The following is a 20,964-nucleotide window of genomic DNA, read 5'->3' on the forward strand; positions in this document are numbered from 1 at the left end:
CGAAAATGTCGGACAGGTGTCGGCGAACTGTCCGCAAAGTGTCGGCATGACCGGTTACTGTCCCCTGACATGGATCATGAGGACGAGATCAGGAAACTGATCCGGCGGCGCGACGCCGGGCGGCTGGCCGAGCGCGTCAGGGCGCTCGACGGGCCGTCGCGCAAGCGGGTCGCGGCGATGCTGCCGGAGGTGCTCAAGGAGCTGTCGGCAGTCTCCAGCGGGCGGGACTCCAGGGGCCTGGCCGGCTTCGGTCCCGTGCTGCGGGTGGCGGGTGCGGGCACCCTGGGCGGCGCGGCGGCCGTCGCGTCGTGGCTCTACCGGCGCTCGTTCGCACCGCAGTGGGCCGGACCCGACGACGACGTCGATCTCGTCCTCGCCGTGCTCGCCCAACGTCCCGCCGCCTGGCGGGCCGACCTGGCAGAACGCCTGGCGCGGCGCCTGCGCTCCGCCGACGACCGCGGCATGCGGCTGGCGCTGGAGCTGCTGCGCCAGACCGGCATCGCGCCGCCGCGCAACGACGCGCTGGTGGCCGGCTGGGCCGCACAGCCGCCGGACGGCCTGGCCGGTGATCCGCTGCTCGGCCATCTGCTGCCCCGGCTGTTCGAGGCGCAGGGCGTAGGGCGGGTCCTGCAGTGGGACACCGACCCCGACCAGGGGTTCCTGGGCGCGCTGCTGCGGCTCGCCCGGAGCGGGCGGGTACGGCGGGCCGATCTCCTCGACGGCTGCCTGCGCCGGTTCCTGCTCGGCGGCACCCCTGTCGAGCTGCGCTTCTTCGTACGCCTGCACCAAGCCCTCGACCCGTCGCCCGCCGAGGTCGAGCCCCGCGCCCGCGACTACCTGCGGCTCCTGCCCGCCGCCCCTGGCACGGTGGCCGAGGCCGCCGCCAGGCGGCTGCGGGGCTGCCCGGCGCTGACCGCCGACGACCTGGCCGAGGCATGGGAGTCCTTAGTGTTACGCCCCGAGCGCAAGCTGGTGCGGGCCGGGCTGTCGTGGCTGCGCGCGGAGGTGCGCCGCGCGCCCGACCTGGCCGGACCGGCGGCCGCGCCGCTGGCCAGGGCGTTCGGGGCCGACTCCGCCGAGCTGCAGGAGCAGGCGGCCGAGCTGGCGCTGGCCTGCGCGCCCGCCCTCGACGAACCGGGCCGCCGGACGATCCGCGAGGCGATCGAGCTGCTGCCGCCCGAGCCGGGCGCCCGGGTGGCGGGCGCCTTCGGCGGCGGCAAGCGGACCGGCACGGTCGCCGCGGCCGAGCCGGTCCGCTTGCCGCCGCTGCCCGCCGCGCCCGAGCGCGCCCGTCCCTTCGAGCCGCCGCCCGCCAAACCGGACGAGCTGGTGGAGCTGTGGTCGGACACCCACCTGCATTCGTGGCAGACCTGGGAGCGGCTGCTCGCCGGGTTCGTCACGCTGGCCTACCACGAGCGCGACGCGCTGGCGGCGGCGCTGGCCACGATCAGGACCCCCATGTGGAGGTGGGGCGCCCGCGCCGGCAACTGGCACTCCGTCGACCGCTGGTTCCAGGGCCTGGCCAACCACCTCACCGATCAGGCCCCGGACACGGAGGTGTGGCGCACGGCGCTGCCGGAGGCGGAGCTGCCCACCCCGCAGCTGCTGGTGCTGCACCGTGCGGCCGAGATCCTGCGCGCGCTGGAGGAGGGCACGCTGCCGCCGCTGCTGCTGGCCACGCCCACGCACGACACCGGGCACGTGGCCGCCGCCGAGCTGGTGCGCCGCATGGAGGTGCTGGAGGCGGCGGGCGCCAAGCCGCTGGCCGCCGACCTGCAGCAGGCGCTGCTGCGGCTGCCGCCGGGCGAGCGTCCCGAGGCCGGTCACCTGACCTCGGCGGCCGGGCGCGTCCTGGCCGGATGGCGGCATCCCGAACCCGAGGTGGAGCTGCAGTGGTGGTGCGGCGGCGAGGGGCCGGAGCACGACTGGCACGACCGTGGCCACGACCACTCCGTCATGCTGTGGCCCGTCGTCCGCCGCCGGGTGCGCACGGGGCTGCCGCTGGTGGATGTGATGTTCCGCCGCTTCGAGCACCACATCCTGGCCGGCCACCTCGACTGGTGGCCCGCCATGCTGCCCTCACACCGCGAGGTCGCCGCGGCGCACTTCGCCCCCGGCCTGCTGCGCGGCACGGACGGGCCGACGATCCACGCGCGGTACGCACGGTCGCTGGCGCGGGCCGAGGGACCGGCGGGCGCGTCGTTCGCGGCGGTGCTCGCGCGGGTGCTGGGCGATGCCGGGCAGCATCCGGAGCCGGTGGAGGTGCTGCTGGAGGTGGCCGCGCGCGGCGAGCTGCCGTGCCAGGAGCTCGGCAGGCAGGCCGGGCTCATGCTGGCCAGCGGCAAGGCGCGGATGGGCGACATGGTGGCCGCCCTGGGCGAGGCCGCCGAGCGGGGCGCGCACGCGCAGGTGTGGTCGATCGCGGCGGCGGCGCTGCCCGTCCTGCTGCCCGCACCCGGGCAGCGCCCGCGCAACGGCCTGGCCGGTTTCGTCGAGCTGGCCGCCAAAGTCGCCGGATGGTGCGGGGCGCGCGGAGAGATCCCGCAGGTGCGCGACCTGGCGGCGCGCGCGGGGAACAGCGCGCTGCTGCGCGAGCTGCGCACCCTGCACGCCCTTGTGACCTCGCCCGATGCGAAGGACGGCACCGCGGATCTCAAGGAAGGCCGAGCATGATGCGTCACCTCAGGGGCGAGGCCCACGCCCTGCGCCTGGACATCGCCGACCTGGTGCGCGCCGCCGCCGGACCGGACGCCTCCCGCATCACGGTACGGCGGGCGCAGGTGGGCGCGGCCGGGACGACGACCGTCACCTGCGACGGCCGGCCGCTCGCGGTCGGCGGCCTGGACGAGCCCTTCGAGCGGCTGCGCGAGCTGTCGTACCGCACCGGCCAGGGCACCTGGTTCACCTGCGAGCTGGAGCTGCCGGCGGGCAGCCGCGGCTACGTCTGCAGAACCGACGGCGAGGCGATGCCGTTCGCGCAGGTCGATCCGCTGGGGGCGCTGGGGGAGATGACGCTGTTCCCCCGCGACGAGCCGCCCGGCTGGCTGGTGGCGGCGCTGCCCACGGCCGCGCCGCTGAGCCTGCCCGTCTCCGCGCTCTCCCGCCCGCCCGCGCCGCCGGCCGGCGCCGTGCCCGAGTGGCGCGACCACCTGGGCGAGTGCCACCAGCCGCCGATCACCGGCGAGGTCCGCTACACCCCGGCCACCGGCATGACCGCCCGCGCCGCCCGGCTGGACGAGGGCGCCGGGCCGGTGCCCGGGCAGCGGTTCTTCTACCTGGAGTCGCGGCCGGGCGACCCCACGGCGGAGACGCTGTTGGTGACCGCCTACGACGACGTGTACTGCCTGGCCCGCCACCCGTACGGGGTCACCGACCACGGCGTGCGGTCGCTGGCCCTCGACGGCGCGACGCTGCGGCTGGAGCTGGCGGCGGGGGCCGCCGACCAGCTGCAGACCGAGACCGTCTTCGAGGTCGCCCTCGACCTGGACGCCGGGCAGGCGGCCACGCTGCGGGCCGCCGTCCCGCGCGTGCTGGGGCAGGCCGCGGGCGGGCCCGAGCTGATCGGCTTCTGAACTCAGCCCGCGGGCCGCAGCCCGGCGAACAGGTCGTCCTCCGGCAGCGTCACCTCCACGTGGCTGCGGGCCAGGTGGTAGTCCTCGGTCGGCCAGACCTCGCGTTCGACGTCGCGGTCGTGGAGCATGAACCCTCCTGCCGGGTCGACCTGGGTGGCGTGCGCGAGCAGCGCCCGGTCGCGGGTGGCGAAGTGCTCGGCGCACGGCACGCGGGTGGTGAACGCGGGCTCGGGCACGTCGGCGGGGAACTCGGCCAGGACCTCCGCCATCGGGGAGCCGAGCCCGCGCGCGATCAGGGCATCGTGCATGGTCTGGAACCACGCCTTGGACAGCGCGCCGTGGTAGTAGAGCTTGCCCGGCTGCCACGGCGGGCCCGCCTCGGGGTAGCGGGCGGCCTCGCCCGCCGCGTCGAAGGCGGCCACCGTCACCCGGTGGGTGTGCACGTGGTCGGGGTGCGGGTAGCCGCCGGTCTCGTCGTACGTGATGATCACGTGGGGGCGGGAGGAGCGGATGAGCGCCGTCAGCCGCCCGGCCGCCTCCTCGACGGGCGTGCGGGCGAAGCAGTCCTCGGGCAGCGGCTCGCCCGGGCCGGGCAGGCCGGAGTCGACGTGACCGAGGAACTGCTGCCGCACGCCGAGGATCTCGCGGGCGGCGGCCATCTCGGCGCGCCGGATCTCGGAAGGCGCTCGCGGACGCCGGGTTCGTCCATGGCGGGGTTGAGCACGTCACCGCGTTCCCCGCCGGTGCAGGTGACGACGAGCACGTCCACGCCCTCGGCGGCGTACTTGGCCAGCGTGGCGGCGCCTTTGCCGGACTCGTCGTCGGGGTGTGCGTGCACGCTCATCAATCGCAGGGGCGCGGTCATGGAGTCCTTTCGCAGGTGGGGTCCGCCTGGCGGCGGGGTGGTGAGACGGGGTGCCTTGCTCAGCGGCCCTTCCTGCCGTACGGCAGCTTGAGCGGGACGGGCTTGACGGGGCCGAGGCCCTGCGTTCAGGTGACGGGGCGGAGGGCACGTCCGGCCCACTCCTCGAAGCTCGTCACGGGAAGGCCCAGCTCGCGGGCGAACTCCGGCCGCGCTGGCTGGGTCCGGACGTTCATGTACGCGTGCGCGATCCCCATGTCCGGCATCCCCGCGGCCGTGGCCTGCTCGAGCGTCTTGTCGGGCGCCTCCAGTGGGACGCCCAGCGCACGCGACAGGACCGCGGCGATCTTCTTACGCCGGCCGACCTGGCGGCCTCGATGAGGTTGAGGCCCATCTTCACCTCGGCGTCGAAGTCGAATCCGGTCCCGGTGAAGGGCGCCGTCTGCACGGAGAAGACGGCGCGGGCGCCCTCGGCGGCGCGATCCTGTGAGGCGCGGTCGAGCAGGTCGCCGGTGACCAGCTCGGCACCGGCCGCCTGGACGGCCCTGGCGGTCTCGGCGTCAGGGGTGCGCACGAGGGCCCGGACGGGGACTCCGGCGGCGAGCAGGGCGCGAACGCCTCGCTGGAGCAGATCGGCGAGCCGCTGCTGCGCCGGGCGGGCGCTGGACGGCGCTTGCGGGCAGGCCGAGAAGCCGGGGCCGGTCCCCCCGATCGCACTGAGGGCCGGCCCGGCGGTCAGCGGGCGAGGCGGTCGAGCCAGTCGCGCAGCAGGGCGGTCTCGGCCGGGCGGAGGGGGAGGGCGCCGTCCGGAGCGGCGGCGAGCGCGGCGTCGAGGGCGAGGGCGCGCGCGGCGAGGCCGGGGTCCGCAGCGGGCTGCGGGTCGGTGGTGAGCGAGCCGATGAGGATGTCGCGCATCCTGGCCGAGATCTCCGGCACGCGGGCAGGCGGGTCCTCGGCGGGGGCGCCGATCAGTGACAGGGTGACGCCGGTGATGGCGGCGTGCAGGAGCTGGGCGGCGGTGCGGGGCGGGACGCGCAGGCGGCCGGCGGCGGCGACGCGATCGAGGTGGCTCAGCAGCAGCTCGTGCGCCTCCTCGGCGGCGGGCGGGCGGCGGCCGGGGCGGTCGGTGCCGAACATCAGCACGTAGAAGGCGGGGTGGCGCAGGCCGAAGTCGACGTGCATGTCCCAGCCGCGGCGCAGGTCGTCGACGGGGTCGTCGGTACGCCGCAGCTCGTGCTTTTCGGCGAGGTAGAGGTCGAAGCCGTGTACGGCCAGGGCCGCCAGGAGCGCGTCCTTGTCGCCGAAGAGCTGGTAGAGGGAGGCGGCGCGGATGCCGGCCGCCGCGGCGACCGAGCGGGTGGAGACCGCCTGGGCGCCCTCGCGCTCCAGGATGCCGGCCGCCGCCTGGAGGATCCGCTGCCGGGTCCGCGTCTTCGCATCGTCCACGTTGCAATGTTACGGCATTCGGCGTAACACTGATACGTAACAGCGATACGCGCTCAAGCGTTGCACTGATACGACGAGGAGGGGCCGGATGAACCGGATCGGATACGGCGCCATGCAGCTCGCCGGGCCGAACGTGTGGGGCCCGCCCAAGGACCCCGAGGCGGCCAAGCGCGTGCTGCGCCTGGCGGTCGAGCTGGGCGTGACGTTCTTCGACACCGCCAACGCCTACGGCCCGCGCACGGTCAACCGGCTGATCGGGCAGGCGCTGCGGCCGATGCCCGGCGACGTGATCGTGGGCAACAAGGTCGGCGCGGAGCGCGGCCCCGACGGCTCCTGGCGGGTGGTCAACGACCCGGACACGGTCCGCAGGCAGGTCCACGAGGCGCTGGCCGACCTGGGCACCGACACCAGCGAACTGACCTACCTGCGGCTGGCCGGTGACATGCCGGGAGACCACAGCGACGTACCGCTGGAGGACGCGCTCGGCGTGCTGATCGAGCTGCGCGATCAGGGGCTGATCCGCAGGATCGGCCTGTCGGGCGCCTCACCGTCGGCGCTGGCCCGCGCGCTGGAGATGACGCCGATCGCGGCCGTGCAGAACCGCTTCAACCTCCTCGACCGCAGCGGCGTCGAGGTGCTGGCCACCTGCGAGCAGCACGGCATCTGGTTCGTGCCCTACTTCCCGCTGGCCGCGGGACGGCTGGCCGGCCACCCCGAGCTCGCGGGCCCGGCGCGGCGCCTGGGCGTGACGCCTGCCCAGGTGGCGCTGGCCTGGCTGCTGCGCCGCTCACCGGCCATCGTCGCCATCCCGGGCACGGCCGACCCCGACCACCTGCGCGCCAACATCGCCGCCCCCACCGTGGCCGCCGCGCTGACCGATGCGGAGGTGGCCCGCCTGACCGGCCTGTCCGACGAGTCGCAGGCGGCGCTCGAGCACCCCCACCCCTCGACGCTGGATGCGCTCAAGGCCGCGATGCGTCGCCACCGCGCGGGCACCGCCGGCGGCGACGTCCGCTGAATGTCCTACCGGCGACTGGACGGGCTCCTGGGGCGAGCAGGGCCCCGGGAGGCTCGCGCACCGGCTCGCCTGCCACCGCGCCGAGCAGCGGATGGTCGTCGGCGCCACCACGCCACCACGTTCCGTGCGTTCGTACGGATGCCGGCCGAGGCCGGCGAGGGCGCCGACGTGCACGATGCCCGGGCGACCCGCATACCGAGCCTGCCGGCCACCGTGATCTTCGATCTGGAGCCGCTGGAGAGCCGGACGCTCGACGGCCGCATCCAGGAGCCGGTCTGCCGCCCACACTGCACTGACGGCGGGCTCAGACCAGGCTCTCGCCGCCGTCGACGGTGATGATCTGGCCGTTGACGTAGTTGTTGGCCATGCAGAACAGCGCCGCGGCGGCGGCCTCCTCGGCGGTGCCGACGCGGCCGAGCGGCGTGCTCGCACCGGCGGCCGCGACGCTCTCATCGGAGTCGAGACCGGGGATCGAGCGCAGCAGCGGGGTGTCGATGCGGCCGTAGCGGACGGTGTTGACCCGCACCCGCGCGGGGGCGAACTCGACGGCCAGGGCCTTGGTGAGGACCTCCACGGTGCCGGCGCCGGCCAGCGGGGCGGTCATGCCGGGCCTGGGACGCACGATGAGGATGCCGGAGCTGTAGGTGAGCGAGCCGCCGGCGGGCAGGCGGGTCGCGGCGGCGCGGGCGATGGCGAAGGGCCGCCAGGCCGTCTGCGCGAGGGTGTCGCGGATGCCTTCGGGGGAGAGGTCTTTCAGCAGGCCGGCGCCGCTGATGCCGCCCGCGGTGGCGTAGATGTGGTGGATCTCGCCGGCCCGCTCGAACGCCTGCTCCAGCGTGTTCTCGTCGCCGGCGTCGCCGGCCACGGTGAGCACGTCGTCCTCGCCGCCCGGCGCGGCGGCGCGTACACGGCCGGCGGCGGCCTTGAGCCGCTCGGGGTCACGGCCGACCAGCACGACGCGGGCGCCGACCTGGCGTAGCAGGGTGCCGGCGGCCAGGCCGATGCCGGAGCTGCCGCCCAGCAGCAACACGGTGGAGCCGGCCAGCGATGCGGGCAGCGGCGTGCGGACGGGGATGGGCGTGGTCATGGGGATGCCCTTCGAAAAATAAACCAACCGGATGTTTTTGTCCTGGGGTCGATCCTGCACGCCGGCACCCCCAGAGTCAACCAAATGGTTTAATTCGGTGCATGGCCTACGACGCGGACGACACCAGACGGCGCATCTTCGAGGCGGCGACGGCCGAGTTCGCCCAATACGGCCTGGCGGGCGCGCGGGTCGCCCGCATCGCCGAGGAGGCCAAGGCCAACAAACAGGCCATCTACCTCTACTACGGCAGCAAGGAGAAGCTGTTCGCCGCCGTCGTACGGGCCAAGCTGGAAGAGGTCAGCTGCGCGGTCACGATCGACCCGGACGCGGTCGCCGAGTCGGTCGGGCAGATGTTCGACTGGTACCGGGAGCATCCCGAGCTGATCAGGCTGCTGCTGTGGGAGGCGCTGGAGGCCGACGACTGCTTCGTCGGCGAGAACGAGCGGCGGGCGGCCTTCCGCGACAAGGTGCGTTTCCTCGCCGACAGCGGCGTGGTGCCGGCCTCCGACGACCCCTCGTGCGTACGCGCCGGGCAGGACCTGCTGTTCACGCTCATGGGGCTCATCGCCTGGAACTTCGCGGTCCCCGGCATGTGCAGGGCCGTCCTGGACGAAGACGACGAGCAGGCCGTGTACGAGCGCCGCCGGCAGTACGTCATCGACACGGCCCGCCTGCTGACCACCGCCCGCCTGCAGATGTCCTGACCGGTGCGAGCATCAGGCGGGCACCGGCGGGCAGGGAGTGGCTCCGGCCGGAAGAAGGGGAGTGCGCGAGGGTGAGACCCGTCTACGCCGCCGTCGCCGAGCACGTGGCGGCGCCGCCCGAGCAGGTGTTCGCGCTGATCACCGACTGGCCGCGGCACCGGGAGTGGATGTTCATGACCACCGCCCGGCAGGTGGGCGAGCACGGCGTGGAGGCCTACACGGGGGTGCGGCCGTTCGGCTTCCTCGACACGATGACGATCACCCATTGGGAGCCGCCGTCGCTGCTGCGCGTCACCCACACCGGCCGCCTGGTGCGCGGGCGCGGCGCCATCCGCGTACGCGCCGTGCCCGGCGGCAGCCGGGTGGTGTGGGCCGAGGAGCTCGACCTGCCGCTGGGGCTGCTGGGGCAGGCGGCCTGGCCGCTGCTGCGGCCGCTGGTGACCGCCGTGGCGCGCCATTCGCTGCGCAAGCTGGCGGCCCTGGCCGCCGCGGGCTGAGGGCGCTTCTCAGGAAGGCCCTCCGCTGGACGCGAACGCCCGCCACCGGGCGGCGGGCCGGCGTGGCAGGTTGGAGTCGTGATCAGCGATCTGCGTCCCGGCCATCTCACCTGGGATGAGGTGGACCCGGCCCGCCACCCGTTCGATCCCTCCTCGGCCGCGCAGGTGGTGGCCTCGCTCGGACCGGCCCGCCGCGTGCCCGGCCAGGACGCCGGCAGGGACGAGGACGACCTGTGGGCGGACGCCATGTCGTACGCCCTCGTCGCCCGCTACGGCCGCTGGGTGCTGGGCCGGCGCTGGTCCCACGACGAAGGCGACTTCGACGGCGGCCCGGTCGGCGCCTGGTGCTGCCCGGGCCACTCGATCGGCACGCCGGAGGAGACGATCGCCCGGGTCGCCGAGGCGCTGTGCGAGTGACGCTGGCTGGAGATCCGCGCATGCGTGCCGTGGCACGACGCCTCGGACGGCGACCACGGCGGCCCGGTGACCCCGTCCCGTGACGGCGCCGCCGACGACATCCGGTTCTTCGACGGCGCCATCGACCCCGCCCGCGCCGACGGCCTGCTGGCCGCCCTGGAGCTGGCCCGCGCGGATGCCGCGCGCGGCGTTCCTCGCCCTCGTCTTCGTCCTCGCCCGCGAGGGCGTCGGGCTCGACGGGGTCGGCCTGCTCCGGCGCGTGAGCTTCCGGGCCGACGACCCGAACGATGCGCTGGCCCTCACCCGCTTCATCAACGTCCACCTGGCCTCGACCAGGCGCCAAGCCGCCCGCTGACCGTGTCAGGTCCTCACCGTGGCGGCGTGGCCGGCGACCGCGGCGGCGAACGCCGACAGCACCGGATGCGGGCGCCGCCCGCCCAGGTGGCCGCGATCCTGGCAGGCGGCTGTCAGGCGTGCCAGTCGCTCACGCCACCGGGCACCGGCGCGCCCGGGTCGTACGGCTCGCGGGTGAAGATGAAGGTGTTGAGGTTGAGGTGGTCGGGCGCCACGCGCAGCGTCTCACCGGCGTAGTAGCCGTCCAGGCCGAGCCAGGTGCCGTCGTCCTGCGGCACGAACCGTGAGGCCCGCCCGGCGCCGCCGACCGGCTCCAGCGACAGGCGCCGCTCGGGCAGCAGCCGCAGCACGTACGGTTTGGGGCCCCAGTGCCACAGCCCGGTCAGGGCGAGCAGGTCGGGGTCGGCGGGAACGGGCCGCCACTCGTCGGGCATGCGCGGCTCGAACTCGTGCAGGATGTCGAGCAGGTCGTCGGTGAGGGTGCCGCTCATGCCGGTGGTGGTGTTGGCCATGAACAGCACGCCGACGTCGTCGCCCGGGTCGGTCCACACGGTGGCCAGGAAGCCGGGCATGGAGCCGGTGTGGCCGGACAGGCGGCGGCCGCGCGAGCGCGACAGCTGCAGGCCGAGCCCGAAGCCGGAGGTCCAGCTGTCGCCGTCGTCGACGCCGGCCGGCTCGCGCATCTCGGCCAGGGTGTCCTGCGACAGCACGCCGCCGGTGTGCCCGCACAGGAACGCGGCCCATCGGGCCAGATCGTGCGGGGTGGACCACAGCTGGCCGGCCGGGCCCATGGCGTCGGCGTCGTGCTCGGGCTCGGCCAGCACCACGTCGGCGAAGGGATGCACCGCATAGCCGGTGGCGTGCGGCGGGCGGGGGCGCGGGGTGGTGTCGCGCATGCCGAGCGGGTCGAGCACCTCGGCGCGCAGCGCCTTGAGCCAGGTGGTGCCGCGCAGGCGGCCCACCAGCTCGCCCAGCAGCGCGAACCCGACGTTGGAGTAGTGGAAACGGCGGCCCGGCCGGTGCTTGAGCTCCTTGTCGTCGAGCCGGTCGACGAGGTCGTGGACGGGGATGCCCGGGGTGCGCTCCCACCACTCGGTGGGCGGTTCGGCGGTCAGGCCCGCGGTGTGCGACATCAGCTGGGCGATGGTGAGGTGGCCGACCTTGGTGCCGGGCAGGTGCCGCTCGAGGGGGTCGTTGAGGTCGAGCAGGCCCTCGTCGCGCAGCCGCATGACGACGACGGCGACCATGCTCTTGGTGATGGACCCGATGCGGTACTGGGTGGCCGGCGTCGGCTCGGCGTCGCCGACGCGGCCCCTGCCGCCGAACCACGCCGTGCGCCCGTCGCGGACGATCGCCGCCGTCAGCGACGGCACCCTGCATTCGGCCTGCTCGACGGCGAGCCTGCGCAGCAGGGCGCGCGCCGTCGTTTGTCCCACCTGACTCATGAGCCCCAAGGGTAGTCGCTGATCGCGCGCTCAGCGGGAGCCGGCGCGGTCAAGGCCCGCGATCACATCCCCAGGCCCCGTTCCTCTACTCTTGCCACCGATGAGCAGGCGGAGGAGGGCTGGCGCGTGAAGCCTGGCGACAACAGGCCGGTCGGGTCGACGCTGGAGGCGGTCCTCGAACGCATCACCTACGCCAACGAGGAGACCGGCTACACCATCGCCCGCGTCGCCACCGACCGCAGCGGCCCCGACCTGCTCACCGTCGTCGGGCCGCTGCTCGGCGCGCAGGTCGGCGAGTCGCTGCGGCTGCACGGCCGCTGGACCTCGCACCCCCGCTACGGCCGCCAGTTCGAGGTGTGGTCCTACACCACCGTCCTGCCGGCCACCGTCCAGGGCATCCGCCGCTATCTCGGCTCCGGCCTGATCAAGGGCATCGGCCCCAAGATGGCCGAGCGCATCGTCGACCACTTCGGCACCGGCACCCTCGACATCATCGAGCACCACCCCGAACGCCTCGCCGAGGTCCCCGGGCTCGGCCCCAAACGCACCAAGATGATCGCCGCCGCCTGGGAGGAACAGAAGATCATCAAAGAGGTGATGATCTTCCTTCAGGGGGTCGGCGTGTCCACCTCCATCGCGGTGCGCATCTTCAAGCAGTACGGCGAGGGCTCCATCGACGTCGTGCGCACCCAGCCGTACAAGCTGGCCGACGACGTGTGGGGCATCGGCTTCAAGACCGCCGACACCATCGCCCAGGCCGTCGGCATCCCCCACGACAGCCCCGAACGCGTCAAGGCCGGCCTGCGCTACACCCTGTCGCAGGCCGCCGACGACGGCCACTGCTACCTGCCCGCCCCCAACCTCGTCGCCGACGCCGTCAAGATCCTCGACGTGCCGCCCGACCTCGTCACCGCCTGCCTGGAGGAGCTGGTCGCCGATGAGGGCGTCATCCGCGAGGAGGTGCCCGCGGGCGACAACCACGTCCCGGCCGTCTACCTGCCGCCCTTCCAGCGCGCCGAGACCTCCCTGGCGGCGAGCCTGCTCGGCCTGCTGCGCAACGGCCACGACCGGCTCGCGAGCTTCGCCGACGTCGACTGGGAACGCGCCGAACGCTGGCTGCACGGCCAGACCGGCGCCGAGCTGGCCCCCGAACAGCGCCAGGCCGTCCGCCTGGCGCTGACGCACAAGGTCGCCGTGCTCACCGGCGGCCCCGGCTGCGGCAAGAGCTTCACCGTCCGCTCGATCGTGCTGCTGGCCCGCGCCAAACGCGCCAAGGTCATCCTGGCCGCCCCCACCGGCCGCGCCGCCAAGCGCCTGGCCGAGCTGACCGGCCACGAGGCCACCACCGTCCACCGGCTGCTGCAGCTGCGCCCCGGCGGCGACCCCACCTTCGACCGCGACAACCCCCTCGACGCCGACCTCGTCGTCGTCGACGAGGCCTCCATGCTGGACCTGCTGCTGGCCAACAAGCTCGTCAAGGCCGTCGCCCCCGGCGCCCACCTGCTGTTCGTCGGCGACGTCGACCAGCTGCCCTCGGTCGGCGCCGGCGAGGTGCTCAAAGACCTGCTGGCCGCCCCCGGCATCCCCCGCGTGCGCCTGACCCAGATCTTCCGCCAGGCCCAGCAGTCCGGCGTCGTCGTCAACGCCCACCGCGTCAACACCGGCCGCCACCCCGTCCTGGACGGCATGAAGGACTTCTTCCTGTTCCCCTGCGAGGAGCCGGAGGAGATCGCCGCGCTCACCGTCGACGTCGTCGCCCGCCGCATCCCGCGCCGCTTCGGCCTGGATCCCCGCCGCGACGTCCAGGTCCTGGCCCCCATGCACCGCGGCGCCGCCGGGGCCGGCAACCTCAACGCCGCCCTGCAGGAAGCCCTCACCCCCGCACGCGAGAACATGCCGGAACGCCGCTACGGCGGCCGCGTCTTCCGCATCGGCGACAAGGTCACCCAGCTGCGCAACAACTACGACAAGGGCGCGGCCGGGGTGTTCAACGGCACCGTCGGCATCGTCACCGACATCCGCCCCGACGAGCACAAGCTCACCGTCCTCACCGACGAGGACGAATCGGTCGACTACGCCTTCGACGAGCTCGACGAGCTCGCCCACGCCTACGCCGTCTCCATCCACCGCTCCCAGGGCAGCGAATACCCCGCCGTGGTGATCCCGCTGGCCACCAGCGCCTGGATGATGCTGCAGCGCAACCTCCTCTACACCGCCATCACCCGCGCCAAGAAGCTCGTCGTCATCGTCGGCTCGCGCCGGGCGCTGGCCCAGGCCGTGCGCACCAAAGGGGCCGGCCGCCGCCACACCGGCCTCACCCACCGCCTGGCCGGCCTCGACAAGTAATGGAAATGTGATCGAACTCGCCTAAACGATTCGGCGTCTTATATGCGTAAGCATTAAGGTTCTTGACGTGCCCTTTGCGGGCACCGTTGGGGAGAGGAAGACGTTGAACGCAGTGACCGTCCGCAGGAGACCCGCCGCCCTCGCACTGCTGGCCGCGGCCGCCCTGACGACGTCCTGCTCAGGCGGCCCCGCCGGCCCGCCTCCCGACGCCCCCGACGCCACCATCGTCGCCACCCCGCAGGCGCCCACCGTCGCCATCACCCCGGCAGAAGGCAGCAGCAAGGTCCACCCCGACAAGAAGGTCGTGGTGACCGCCGCCGGCGGCGCGCTGGACGACGTCACCGTCGAGGCCGACGGCGAGCAGGTCGCGGGCAAGTTCAACGCCGACAAGACCCGGTGGATCTCCAAGACGCCGCTGAAGCCGTCCACCCGCTACAGCGTCTCGGCCACCGCCGGCGCCACCACCGCCACCAGCACCTTCACCACCGCCAAGCCCGAACGCGCCCTGCAGGTGGTCGACGTCACGCCCAACCGCAAGGGCGAGAAGCTCGGCGTCGGCGCGCCCATCATCGTCACCTTCAACCAGCCGGTCACCAATAAGGCCGGCATCGAGCGCGCCCTGAAGGTCGAGGCGGAAAAGCCCGTGCCGGGGGCCTGGCGCTGGATCAACGACAAGGTCGTCATCTACCGCACCGCCAAGTACTGGCCCGCCCACCAGACGGTCACCTTCAACGCCGACATCACCGGCATCAAGGCCGGCAAGGGCCTCTACGGCGTCAAGGACTACACCGCCGACCTCGAGATCGGCGCGCGGCAGATCAGCAAGGTCGACGTCCGCAAGCACATGATGTACGTCTACCGCGACGGCAAGCGCGTGCAGACCATGCGCATCAGCGCCGGCAACGGCACCACCCGCGAGTACACCACCACCTCCGGCGTGCACCTGACCATGGAACGCGGCAACCCCGTGCGCATGATCTCCCCGGGCCGCAAGAAGGGCGACCCGGAGTACTACGACGTCATGATCAACCACGCGGTGCGGATCTCCAACTCCGGCGAATACGTCCACGCCAAGGACAACGTCTGGGCCCAGGGCCGGCAGAACGTCAGCCACGGCTGCATCAACGCCCGCCCCGACCAGGCCAAGTGGTTCTACGACACCATGCAGCGCGGCGACGTCGTCGAGATCACCGGCACGGACCGGAAGCTGGAGTGGAACAACGGCTGGGGGTTCTGGCAGATGTCGTTCTCCCAGTGGAAGAAAGGCAGCGCCCTGAAGGACGCCACGCCCTGACCGAGGAAGACACCGCACCGTGATCCACATCCGCCCCGCCGGTCCGCAGGACGTACCGGTCGCGCTGGGCATGTTCGACAGCGCCGTGGCCTGGCTGACCGCCCAGGGCCGCACCGGCCAGTGGGGCAGCCGCCCCTTCACCGGCGATGCCCGCCGCACCGAACAGGTCACGAGCTGGCAGCGCGGCGGCGGCATGCACATCGCCGAACGCGACGGCGAGCCCGCCGGCATGATCTCCGTCGGGCCCGCCCACGACTACGTCGCCCCCGCCGGGGAGCCCGACCTGTACGTCCAGGCGCTGGTGACCGACCGCCGCCACGCCGGCCACGGCGTCGGCCGCGCCCTGCTCGACTGGGCCGCGGCCCAGGCCGCCGAGCGCGGTCTGGGCCTGCTGCGCGTCGACTGCTACGCCGGCGGCGACGGCCGCCTGGTCGCCTTCTACGAAAGCTGCGGCTTCTCCCGCGTGGCCCCGTTCAGGGTGGGGGAGTGGCCCGGCATGCTGCTGCAGCGCCGCATCGACCCCGCCGCCTGAGACACACCGCCGCCTGAGACACCTGAGAGGCGCCGCCCGACGTCCGCCGGCCTCCCGAAGCACCGGCACCCGTGAGCCCGGGCGTCCACGGCGCCCGGGCCGCCACCACGAACGCCGGTCAGGACGCGACGTCCACCACGACCTTGCCGACCGCGCCGCCCTCCACCGCCCGATGGGCCTCGGCGGTGCGCTCCAGCGGGAAGCGGATCAGCGGCAGCCCGTGCTCCTCGCCGACCGGCATCGCCCCGTCGGCCACCGCCGCCGCCACGTCCTCGGCGCCCGCCAGCAGCGCCTCCTCACCGACGGTGTAGAGCACCAGGAACTGAAAGCGGGTGTTGAGCATCATGTTCCGCCGCACGTCCAGCTCCACCGGCTTGCCGCCGTCGTTGGCGTAGGTGGAGATGACGCCCCGGGTGCGCAGCACCGCCAGATCCAGCTCCAGGTTCGCCCCCAGCGCCACCTCGGCGATGATGTCCACCCCGTCCGGCGCGATCTTCCGGATCTCCCCGGCCGGGTCGCCCTGCCGGTAGTTGACGACGTGGTGAGCGCCTCCGGCGGCGGCCAGGCGCGCCTTCTCCGGCCCGCTGACCGTGGCGATCACGGTCGCACCGGCCCAGCGGGCCAGCTGAACGGCGGCGTGCCCCACCGCGCCCGCCCCGCCGGCCACCAGCACCACCTGGCCCTCCAGCGCGCCGGGCCGCAGCCGCCGCGACCCGTCCTCGGCGACGGTCAGCGCCCGGTGCGCGGTCAGCGCCGGCACCCCCAAAGCGGCGCCGACGTCGAAACCCACCTCATCCGGCAGCGGCACCGCCTGCGCGGCCGAGACGACGGTGTACTCGGCGGCGGTGCCGGTCGGCCGGCCCTGCGTGGCCATGTACAGCCACACCCGCTGGCCGATCCTGCCGGGATCGACCCCCTCGCCGACGGCGTCGATCACCCCGGCGCCGTCCAGGTGCGGAGTCACCTCCGGGAAGACCTTCGGATTGGTGGCGCCGGAACGGGTCTTCCAGTCGGTCGGGTTGACCCCGGACACGGCGACGCGGACCCGGACCTCGCCGGGACCCGGCTCGGGCGTGTCCCGCTCGACGAGCTCCAGCACGCCGGGATCCCCTGTGGTGCGGTAAACGATGGCCTTCATAGCGAACCCTTCCTTACCGGTTCATCAGCGGCATCGCTCTCCTACCCACCGATGAGCACCTGCCCGCGCCCGCCGCCGGCACCGCCCGCGCCCGCCGCTCCAGCCGGCGGAACCCGCACGCCGCGGCGATCGCGGCGGCCTGCCCGGCCAGGCCGCGCGCGCCGTGGCGGGGGCGCCGGGCCAGAGCAGGTCGATGAGCTCGTCCTGGCCGGCCGTGGTGCCGGGGGTGAGCGCCGGCCGGCAGCTCGCGCAGCAGGCCGCCGTCGCTCATCCGCCACGCCGGATGAGCGCCACCGTCACGCGCGGCCTTGACGACACCCCGCGATCAGGGCAGGAACGCCACCGGGGCCCAGAGCGCACATCGCGCCCCCGGGCCCGGCGAAACGGTCGCGGGTCAGCCGGTGACGGTCGCCACGCCCAGGATCCGTAAAGGCCGCCACGCACGCATCGCGCAGGCCGCCCTCGGGGTGAACGCTCACCTTGGCGCCCGGCTCCAGCGCGTCCAGCACGTTGCCGTCGCCCTCCCAGAACGCCACGTGCCCGACCGGCTCGCTGGTCGTCTCGGAGAAGATCAGGTCACCGACCGTCAGATCCGGCCAGGCGACGGACTTGGCGCAGAACTTCGACGGCGACCGGGGTTGCCCAGCCCGGCGGCCGAGGCCGCGGGGTGCGGGCGAAGACGGTCGCGGCGGCGGCCAGGGCCGCGACGCAGGCCGAACGTTTCCGCACGAGGGGTCCTTTCACACACCACAGAGGGGGTGCCGCCGGGGCCGCGACCGCCCGGCGTACGCACCGGACGCCAGGCGGCGCCGCCGGCGCGGCGCCGTCCGTACCGGCCCCCGTACCTCCCGTACCGCCCGGGGCGCGAGCATGTGATCGTGAACGGCGTGCCGGCCTCGCGGATAACGTTCCGCGAACGTTCATGGTGAAGTCACTGGTCAGACCTACCGCAAGCCGACTCGGCTGGGCAGAATCCACCAAGCACAAACGTGAACCACCGATGAACGAAAGCAGGACGGCACGACGATGGAAGCGCGCGCTAGCAGCCAACGGGGACCGACACGCGAGCGCCGGTTAGCACTGCTCTATCTCGCGCCCTCCCTCCTCATCTTCGCGATCTTCGTCTTCTATCCGCTGGGCAGGACCTTCTACCTGTCCACCATGGGCACCGACATCATCGGCCGGGCCAACAAGTTCGTCGGCCTCGACAACTTCACGGCCATGTTCGCCGATCCCACCTTCTTCAAAGCCCTCGGCACCACGGCGCTGTTCGTGCTGTTCACCGTCGTGCCCGGCATCCTCGGCGCGCTGGTGATCGTGCTGCTGCTGGAGTCGCGCATCCGCGGGCAGCGCATGTTCCGCACCGTCTTCGCGCTGCCGTTCGCCTTCTCCGTGGCGACCGCGTCAGTGATCTTCGCGCTGATCTACAACCCCGCCGTCGGCATGGCCAACGGCATCCTCAGCCACCTGGGGATCGAGCGGATCGGCTGGCTCACCGAGCCCGACCTGGCCCTCGTCTCCGTCTCCATCACCACCGTCTGGATGACGCTCGGCTACAACGTCCTGGTGCTGTCGGCCGGGATCGGCACCATCCCCATCGAGGTGGTCGAGGCGGCCCGGCTGGACGGCGCCACCGGGTGGCGGCTGCACTCCCGCATCACCATCCCCATGCTCTCGCCGCAGCTGTTCTTCCTCATCGTGATCTCCACGATCCACGCGCTGCAGAGCTTCGGCCAGATCCACATCCTCACCAAGGGCGGCCCCGACGGCGCGACGTCCACGCTCGTCTACTGGATCTACGAAAAGGCCTTCAGCTACGGCTCCTCCGACTTCGGAACGGCCAGCGCCGCGGCGATCGTGCTGCTGGTCATCGTGCTGATCTGCACGGGCATCCAGTTCGGCGTGCTGGAAAGGAAAGTCCACTACCGATGAGCCGCACCCCCGCTTCCCCCACCTCCTCGTCGCTGGCGAGCAAGCTGGTCGTCTACCTGGTGCTCATCGTCTGCGCCCTGCCGGTGGTCTTCCCGCTGTACTACGCGGTCGTCGGCGGCATCATGACGCCGAGCGACCTGGCCAGCTACCCGCCCAAACTGGTGCCCACCGGCATCGATCTGGGCAACTTCTCCTCGGCGCTGGAGACGATCCCGCTGGCCCGCCAGTACCTCAACTCCGCCATCCAGACCGGCATCGTCACCATCTGCCAGCTGATCACCAGCGTGCTGGCCGCCTACGCCTTCGCGTTCTTGCGCATGTGGGCCAAGACCGCGATGTTCGCGCTGTTCATGGTGACCCTCATGGTGCCGTGGGAGGCGATCATCCTGCCGAACTACCTGCTCATCTCCGACCTCGGCCTGACCAAGGGACCGCTGACCTACCTCGGCCTGACGCTGCCGTTCCTCGCGCACGCCTTCGGCACCTTCCTGCTGCGCCAGTCGTTCCTGCAGTTCCCGCTCGAGGTCCGCGACGCCGCCGTCATGGACGGCTGCGGCCACCTGCGCTTCCTCTGGCGCATCCTCATCCCGCTGTCGAAACCGGCCATCGCCGCCGTCGGCGTGTACGTGTTCATGACGACCTGGAACCAGTACTTCTGGCCGCTCATCCTCGGCAACGACGACCGCTACAAGACGCTGCAGATCGGCGTGTCGATGCTCAACGACGCCGAATCCTCCAGCCCCACGCTGATCCTCGCCGGCGTCACCCTGGCTCTTCTTCCCACCCTCGCACTCGTGATCTTCGGGCAGCGTTTCATCATCCGCGGGCTCACCGCGGGCGCCGTGAAGTGATCGTGAATAAGAAACGGAGTTCCTCCATGGCACGACCCCGATTCCGCCGCACCCGCGGCGCCCTGGCCGTCGCAGCGGCCCTCAGCCTGGCCCTGACCGGCTGCGGCGGCGACAGCGGCTCAGACGAAGGCGGCGAGGCCGCCACCGCCCCAGGACCTGATGCGATCACCGAACCGGTCGAGATCGAGTTCTGGCACTCGATGAAGGAGAAGAACGAGCGGGCCATCCAGGCCATGGTGGACGACTTCAAGAAGGTCAACCCCAAGATCACCGTCAAGCCGGTGTTCAAGGGCGACTACGACCAGATGATCGTCGCCTACAAGCAGGCCGTCCAGCAGAACGCCACCCCGCCGCTGGTCCAGATCTACGACATCGGCTCGCGCTTCATGTACGACTCCCAGCAGGTCGTGCCGATGTACAAGTTCATCGAGGCCGACAAGTTCGACCAGAACGCCAACATCGAGCCCAACATCGCCAGCTACTACAGCATCCAGGGCAAGCTCTGGTCGATGCCGTTCAACTCCTCGGCCCCGCTGCTCTACATGAACGCCGACGCCGTCCGCAAGGCCGGCCTCGACCCCGACAAGCCCCCGGCGACCCTCGACGAGATCGCCGAATGGGCCAAGAAGCTCACCGTCAAAGACGGCGGCACCGTCACCCAGTACGGCTTCAACGCCGCCCTGTACGGCTGGTTCGTCGAGCAGCTCATGGCCCAGGACAACACCGAGTACTGCGACAACGGCAACGGCCGCAACGGCCTGGCCACCAAGGTCAACTTCGGCAGCGGCGCCGGCGTCAAGTTCGCCCAGTGGCTCGGCGACCTGGTCAAGCAGGGCTACGCCACCAACACCGGCCGGCCCACCGACCAGGCCCAGAACGCCTTCAAGACCGGCACCGTCGCCCTGCACCTGGAGTCCACCAGCGCCCTCGGCAGCTACACCGAGGCCGCCAAGGGCAAGTTCGAGCTGAAGACCGCGCCGTTCCCCAAGCCGTCGGCCGACTCCAGCGGCGGCACCATCATCGGCGGCGCCTCACTGTGGATCAACGCCGTCGGCCACACCGACGCCGAAAAGCGCGCCGCCTGGGAGTTCGTGAAGTTCGCCAACACCCCCGAGCAGCAGGGCAAGTGGCACGCCGCCACCGGATACGTGCCGGTCAACCCGCAGGCCACCTCCAACGACGACCCCAACTTCCAGGTCGCCGTCACCCAGCTGCGCGCCCAGCAGCCGTCGACGGCCACCTCCGGCTGCCTGCTCGGCATCATGCCCGAGGCCAGGAAGGCGGCCGAGGTCGGCCTGGAGCAGGCCGTCCCCGCCGGCGCCGGCCAGGAGCCGAAGACCTCCGCCGAGCAGGCCATGCAGGCCGCCGCCGACAGCCTGCAGCAGGCCATCCAGAAGTACAACGCCAACGTCGGCCAGTAACCCCCGCACAAGCTCCGGCCGCCCCCGACCACGGGGGCGGCCGGACGG

At 72.7% G+C, this 20,964-nt stretch carries 20 protein-coding genes and 1 pseudogene; 13 read left to right on the forward strand and 8 right to left on the reverse strand.

Annotation, left to right across the window (positions count from 1 at the left end):
- Positions 1–69 precede the first annotated feature (69 nt).
- On the forward strand, positions 70–2,673 hold the full coding sequence (locus ACGFIM_RS03055; protein WP_393193683.1) for a DUF6493 family protein: 2,604 nt from the start codon (positions 70–72) through the stop codon (positions 2,671–2,673).
- Complete coding sequence (locus ACGFIM_RS03060; RefSeq protein WP_393193686.1) at positions 2,670–3,572, forward strand: hypothetical protein; 903 nt, start codon at positions 2,670–2,672, stop codon at positions 3,570–3,572. The genes ACGFIM_RS03055 and ACGFIM_RS03060 overlap by 4 nt, the downstream gene beginning before the upstream one ends.
- Positions 3,573–3,574: 2 nt before the next feature.
- On the opposite strand, the pseudogene mca reads toward ACGFIM_RS03060, so the two are convergent.
- From mca to ACGFIM_RS03080, 4 genes and pseudogenes are all read right to left on the reverse strand, one after another.
- A pseudogene (gene mca / locus ACGFIM_RS03065) lies at positions 3,575–4,437 on the reverse strand (mycothiol conjugate amidase Mca).
- Positions 4,438–4,562: 125 nt separating this feature from the next.
- Positions 4,563–4,691, reverse strand: a complete 129-nt coding sequence (locus ACGFIM_RS03070; RefSeq protein WP_393199754.1) for a hypothetical protein — start codon at positions 4,689–4,691, stop codon at positions 4,563–4,565.
- Entirely contained in the window at positions 4,667–5,008 is a 342-nt protein-coding gene (locus tag ACGFIM_RS03075; protein ID WP_393193689.1) for an NmrA family NAD(P)-binding protein, read from the reverse strand. Before ACGFIM_RS03075 ends, ACGFIM_RS03070 begins: the two co-directional genes overlap by 25 nt.
- 161 nt (positions 5,009–5,169) lie before the next feature.
- Positions 5,170–5,880 carry a TetR/AcrR family transcriptional regulator gene (locus ACGFIM_RS03080; RefSeq protein WP_393193692.1) on the reverse strand — a complete coding sequence of 237 codons (711 nt, stop codon included), beginning with the start codon at positions 5,878–5,880 and terminating at the stop codon, positions 5,170–5,172.
- Positions 5,881–5,968: 88 nt separating this feature from the next.
- On the opposite strand from ACGFIM_RS03080, the gene ACGFIM_RS03085 reads away from it, so the two are divergent.
- A complete protein-coding gene (locus tag ACGFIM_RS03085; RefSeq protein WP_393193695.1) occupies positions 5,969–6,898 on the forward strand; it encodes an aldo/keto reductase in 930 nt (309 codons plus the stop codon).
- A gap of 304 nt (positions 6,899–7,202) precedes the next feature.
- Here ACGFIM_RS03085 and ACGFIM_RS03090 read toward each other — a convergent pair whose 3' ends face one another.
- On the reverse strand, positions 7,203–7,985 hold the full coding sequence (locus tag ACGFIM_RS03090; RefSeq protein ID WP_393193698.1) for an SDR family oxidoreductase: 783 nt from the start codon (positions 7,983–7,985) through the stop codon (positions 7,203–7,205).
- Between the two features lie 101 nt (positions 7,986–8,086).
- Here ACGFIM_RS03090 and ACGFIM_RS03095 point away from each other — a divergent pair, with 101 nt between their 5' ends.
- From ACGFIM_RS03095 to ACGFIM_RS03110, 4 genes are all read left to right on the forward strand, one after another.
- A complete protein-coding gene (locus ACGFIM_RS03095) occupies positions 8,087–8,689 on the forward strand; it encodes a TetR/AcrR family transcriptional regulator (RefSeq protein WP_393193700.1) in 603 nt (200 codons plus the stop codon).
- A 71-nt stretch (positions 8,690–8,760) separates the two neighbouring features.
- Entirely contained in the window at positions 8,761–9,186 is a 426-nt protein-coding gene (locus ACGFIM_RS03100) for an SRPBCC family protein (RefSeq protein WP_393193703.1), read from the forward strand.
- A 78-nt stretch (positions 9,187–9,264) separates the two neighbouring features.
- Positions 9,265–9,603, forward strand: coding sequence for a hypothetical protein (locus tag ACGFIM_RS03105; RefSeq protein ID WP_393193706.1), 339 nt, complete (start codon positions 9,265–9,267; stop codon positions 9,601–9,603).
- Positions 9,604–9,778: 175 nt separating this feature from the next.
- Complete coding sequence (locus ACGFIM_RS03110; RefSeq protein ID WP_393193709.1) at positions 9,779–9,958, forward strand: hypothetical protein; 180 nt, start codon at positions 9,779–9,781, stop codon at positions 9,956–9,958.
- A 112-nt stretch (positions 9,959–10,070) separates the two neighbouring features.
- Here the strand turns inward: ACGFIM_RS03110 and ACGFIM_RS03115 are convergent, their stop codons facing one another.
- Positions 10,071–11,402: a serine hydrolase domain-containing protein gene (locus ACGFIM_RS03115; RefSeq protein WP_393193712.1), complete on the reverse strand. Its 1,332-nt coding sequence runs from the start codon at positions 11,400–11,402 to the stop codon at positions 10,071–10,073.
- 126 nt (positions 11,403–11,528) lie between these two features.
- On the opposite strand from ACGFIM_RS03115, the gene ACGFIM_RS03120 reads away from it, so the two are divergent.
- The 3 genes from ACGFIM_RS03120 (at position 11,529) to ACGFIM_RS03130 (ending at position 15,574) form a co-directional block, all read left to right on the forward strand.
- Complete coding sequence (locus tag ACGFIM_RS03120) at positions 11,529–13,748, forward strand: ATP-dependent RecD-like DNA helicase (protein ID WP_393193715.1); 2,220 nt, start codon at positions 11,529–11,531, stop codon at positions 13,746–13,748.
- Between the two features lie 112 nt (positions 13,749–13,860).
- Positions 13,861–15,042, forward strand: a complete 1,182-nt coding sequence (locus tag ACGFIM_RS03125) for an Ig-like domain-containing protein (RefSeq protein WP_393199598.1) — start codon at positions 13,861–13,863, stop codon at positions 15,040–15,042.
- 19 nt (positions 15,043–15,061) lie between these two features.
- On the forward strand, positions 15,062–15,574 hold the full coding sequence (locus ACGFIM_RS03130) for a GNAT family N-acetyltransferase (protein ID WP_393193718.1): 513 nt from the start codon (positions 15,062–15,064) through the stop codon (positions 15,572–15,574).
- Between the two features lie 118 nt (positions 15,575–15,692).
- Here ACGFIM_RS03130 and ACGFIM_RS03135 read toward each other — a convergent pair whose 3' ends face one another.
- Complete coding sequence (locus tag ACGFIM_RS03135) at positions 15,693–16,712, reverse strand: NADPH:quinone reductase (RefSeq protein WP_393193721.1); 1,020 nt, start codon at positions 16,710–16,712, stop codon at positions 15,693–15,695.
- A gap of 296 nt (positions 16,713–17,008) precedes the next feature.
- Entirely contained in the window at positions 17,009–17,248 is a 240-nt protein-coding gene (locus tag ACGFIM_RS03140; RefSeq protein ID WP_393193724.1) for a hypothetical protein, read from the reverse strand.
- Positions 17,249–17,738: 490 nt separating this feature from the next.
- Between ACGFIM_RS03140 and ACGFIM_RS03145 the strand changes: the two genes are divergently transcribed.
- The 3 genes from ACGFIM_RS03145 to ACGFIM_RS03155 are packed head-to-tail and all read left to right on the forward strand — an operon-like array spanning position 17,739 to position 20,916.
- Entirely contained in the window at positions 17,739–18,644 is a 906-nt protein-coding gene (locus tag ACGFIM_RS03145) for a carbohydrate ABC transporter permease (RefSeq protein WP_393193727.1), read from the forward strand.
- Positions 18,641–19,495 carry a carbohydrate ABC transporter permease gene (locus ACGFIM_RS03150; RefSeq protein ID WP_393193730.1) on the forward strand — a complete coding sequence of 285 codons (855 nt, stop codon included), beginning with the start codon at positions 18,641–18,643 and terminating at the stop codon, positions 19,493–19,495. The genes ACGFIM_RS03145 and ACGFIM_RS03150 overlap by 4 nt, the downstream gene beginning before the upstream one ends.
- Before the next feature lie 26 nt (positions 19,496–19,521).
- Entirely contained in the window at positions 19,522–20,916 is a 1,395-nt protein-coding gene (locus ACGFIM_RS03155; RefSeq protein ID WP_393193733.1) for an ABC transporter substrate-binding protein, read from the forward strand.
- The last annotated feature ends 48 nt before the right edge of the window (positions 20,917–20,964 follow it).

The sequence above is a fragment of the Nonomuraea sp. NPDC049309 genome, from assembly GCF_043196965.1.
Lineage (GTDB): Bacteria > Actinomycetota > Actinomycetes > Streptosporangiales > Streptosporangiaceae > Nonomuraea > Nonomuraea fastidiosa.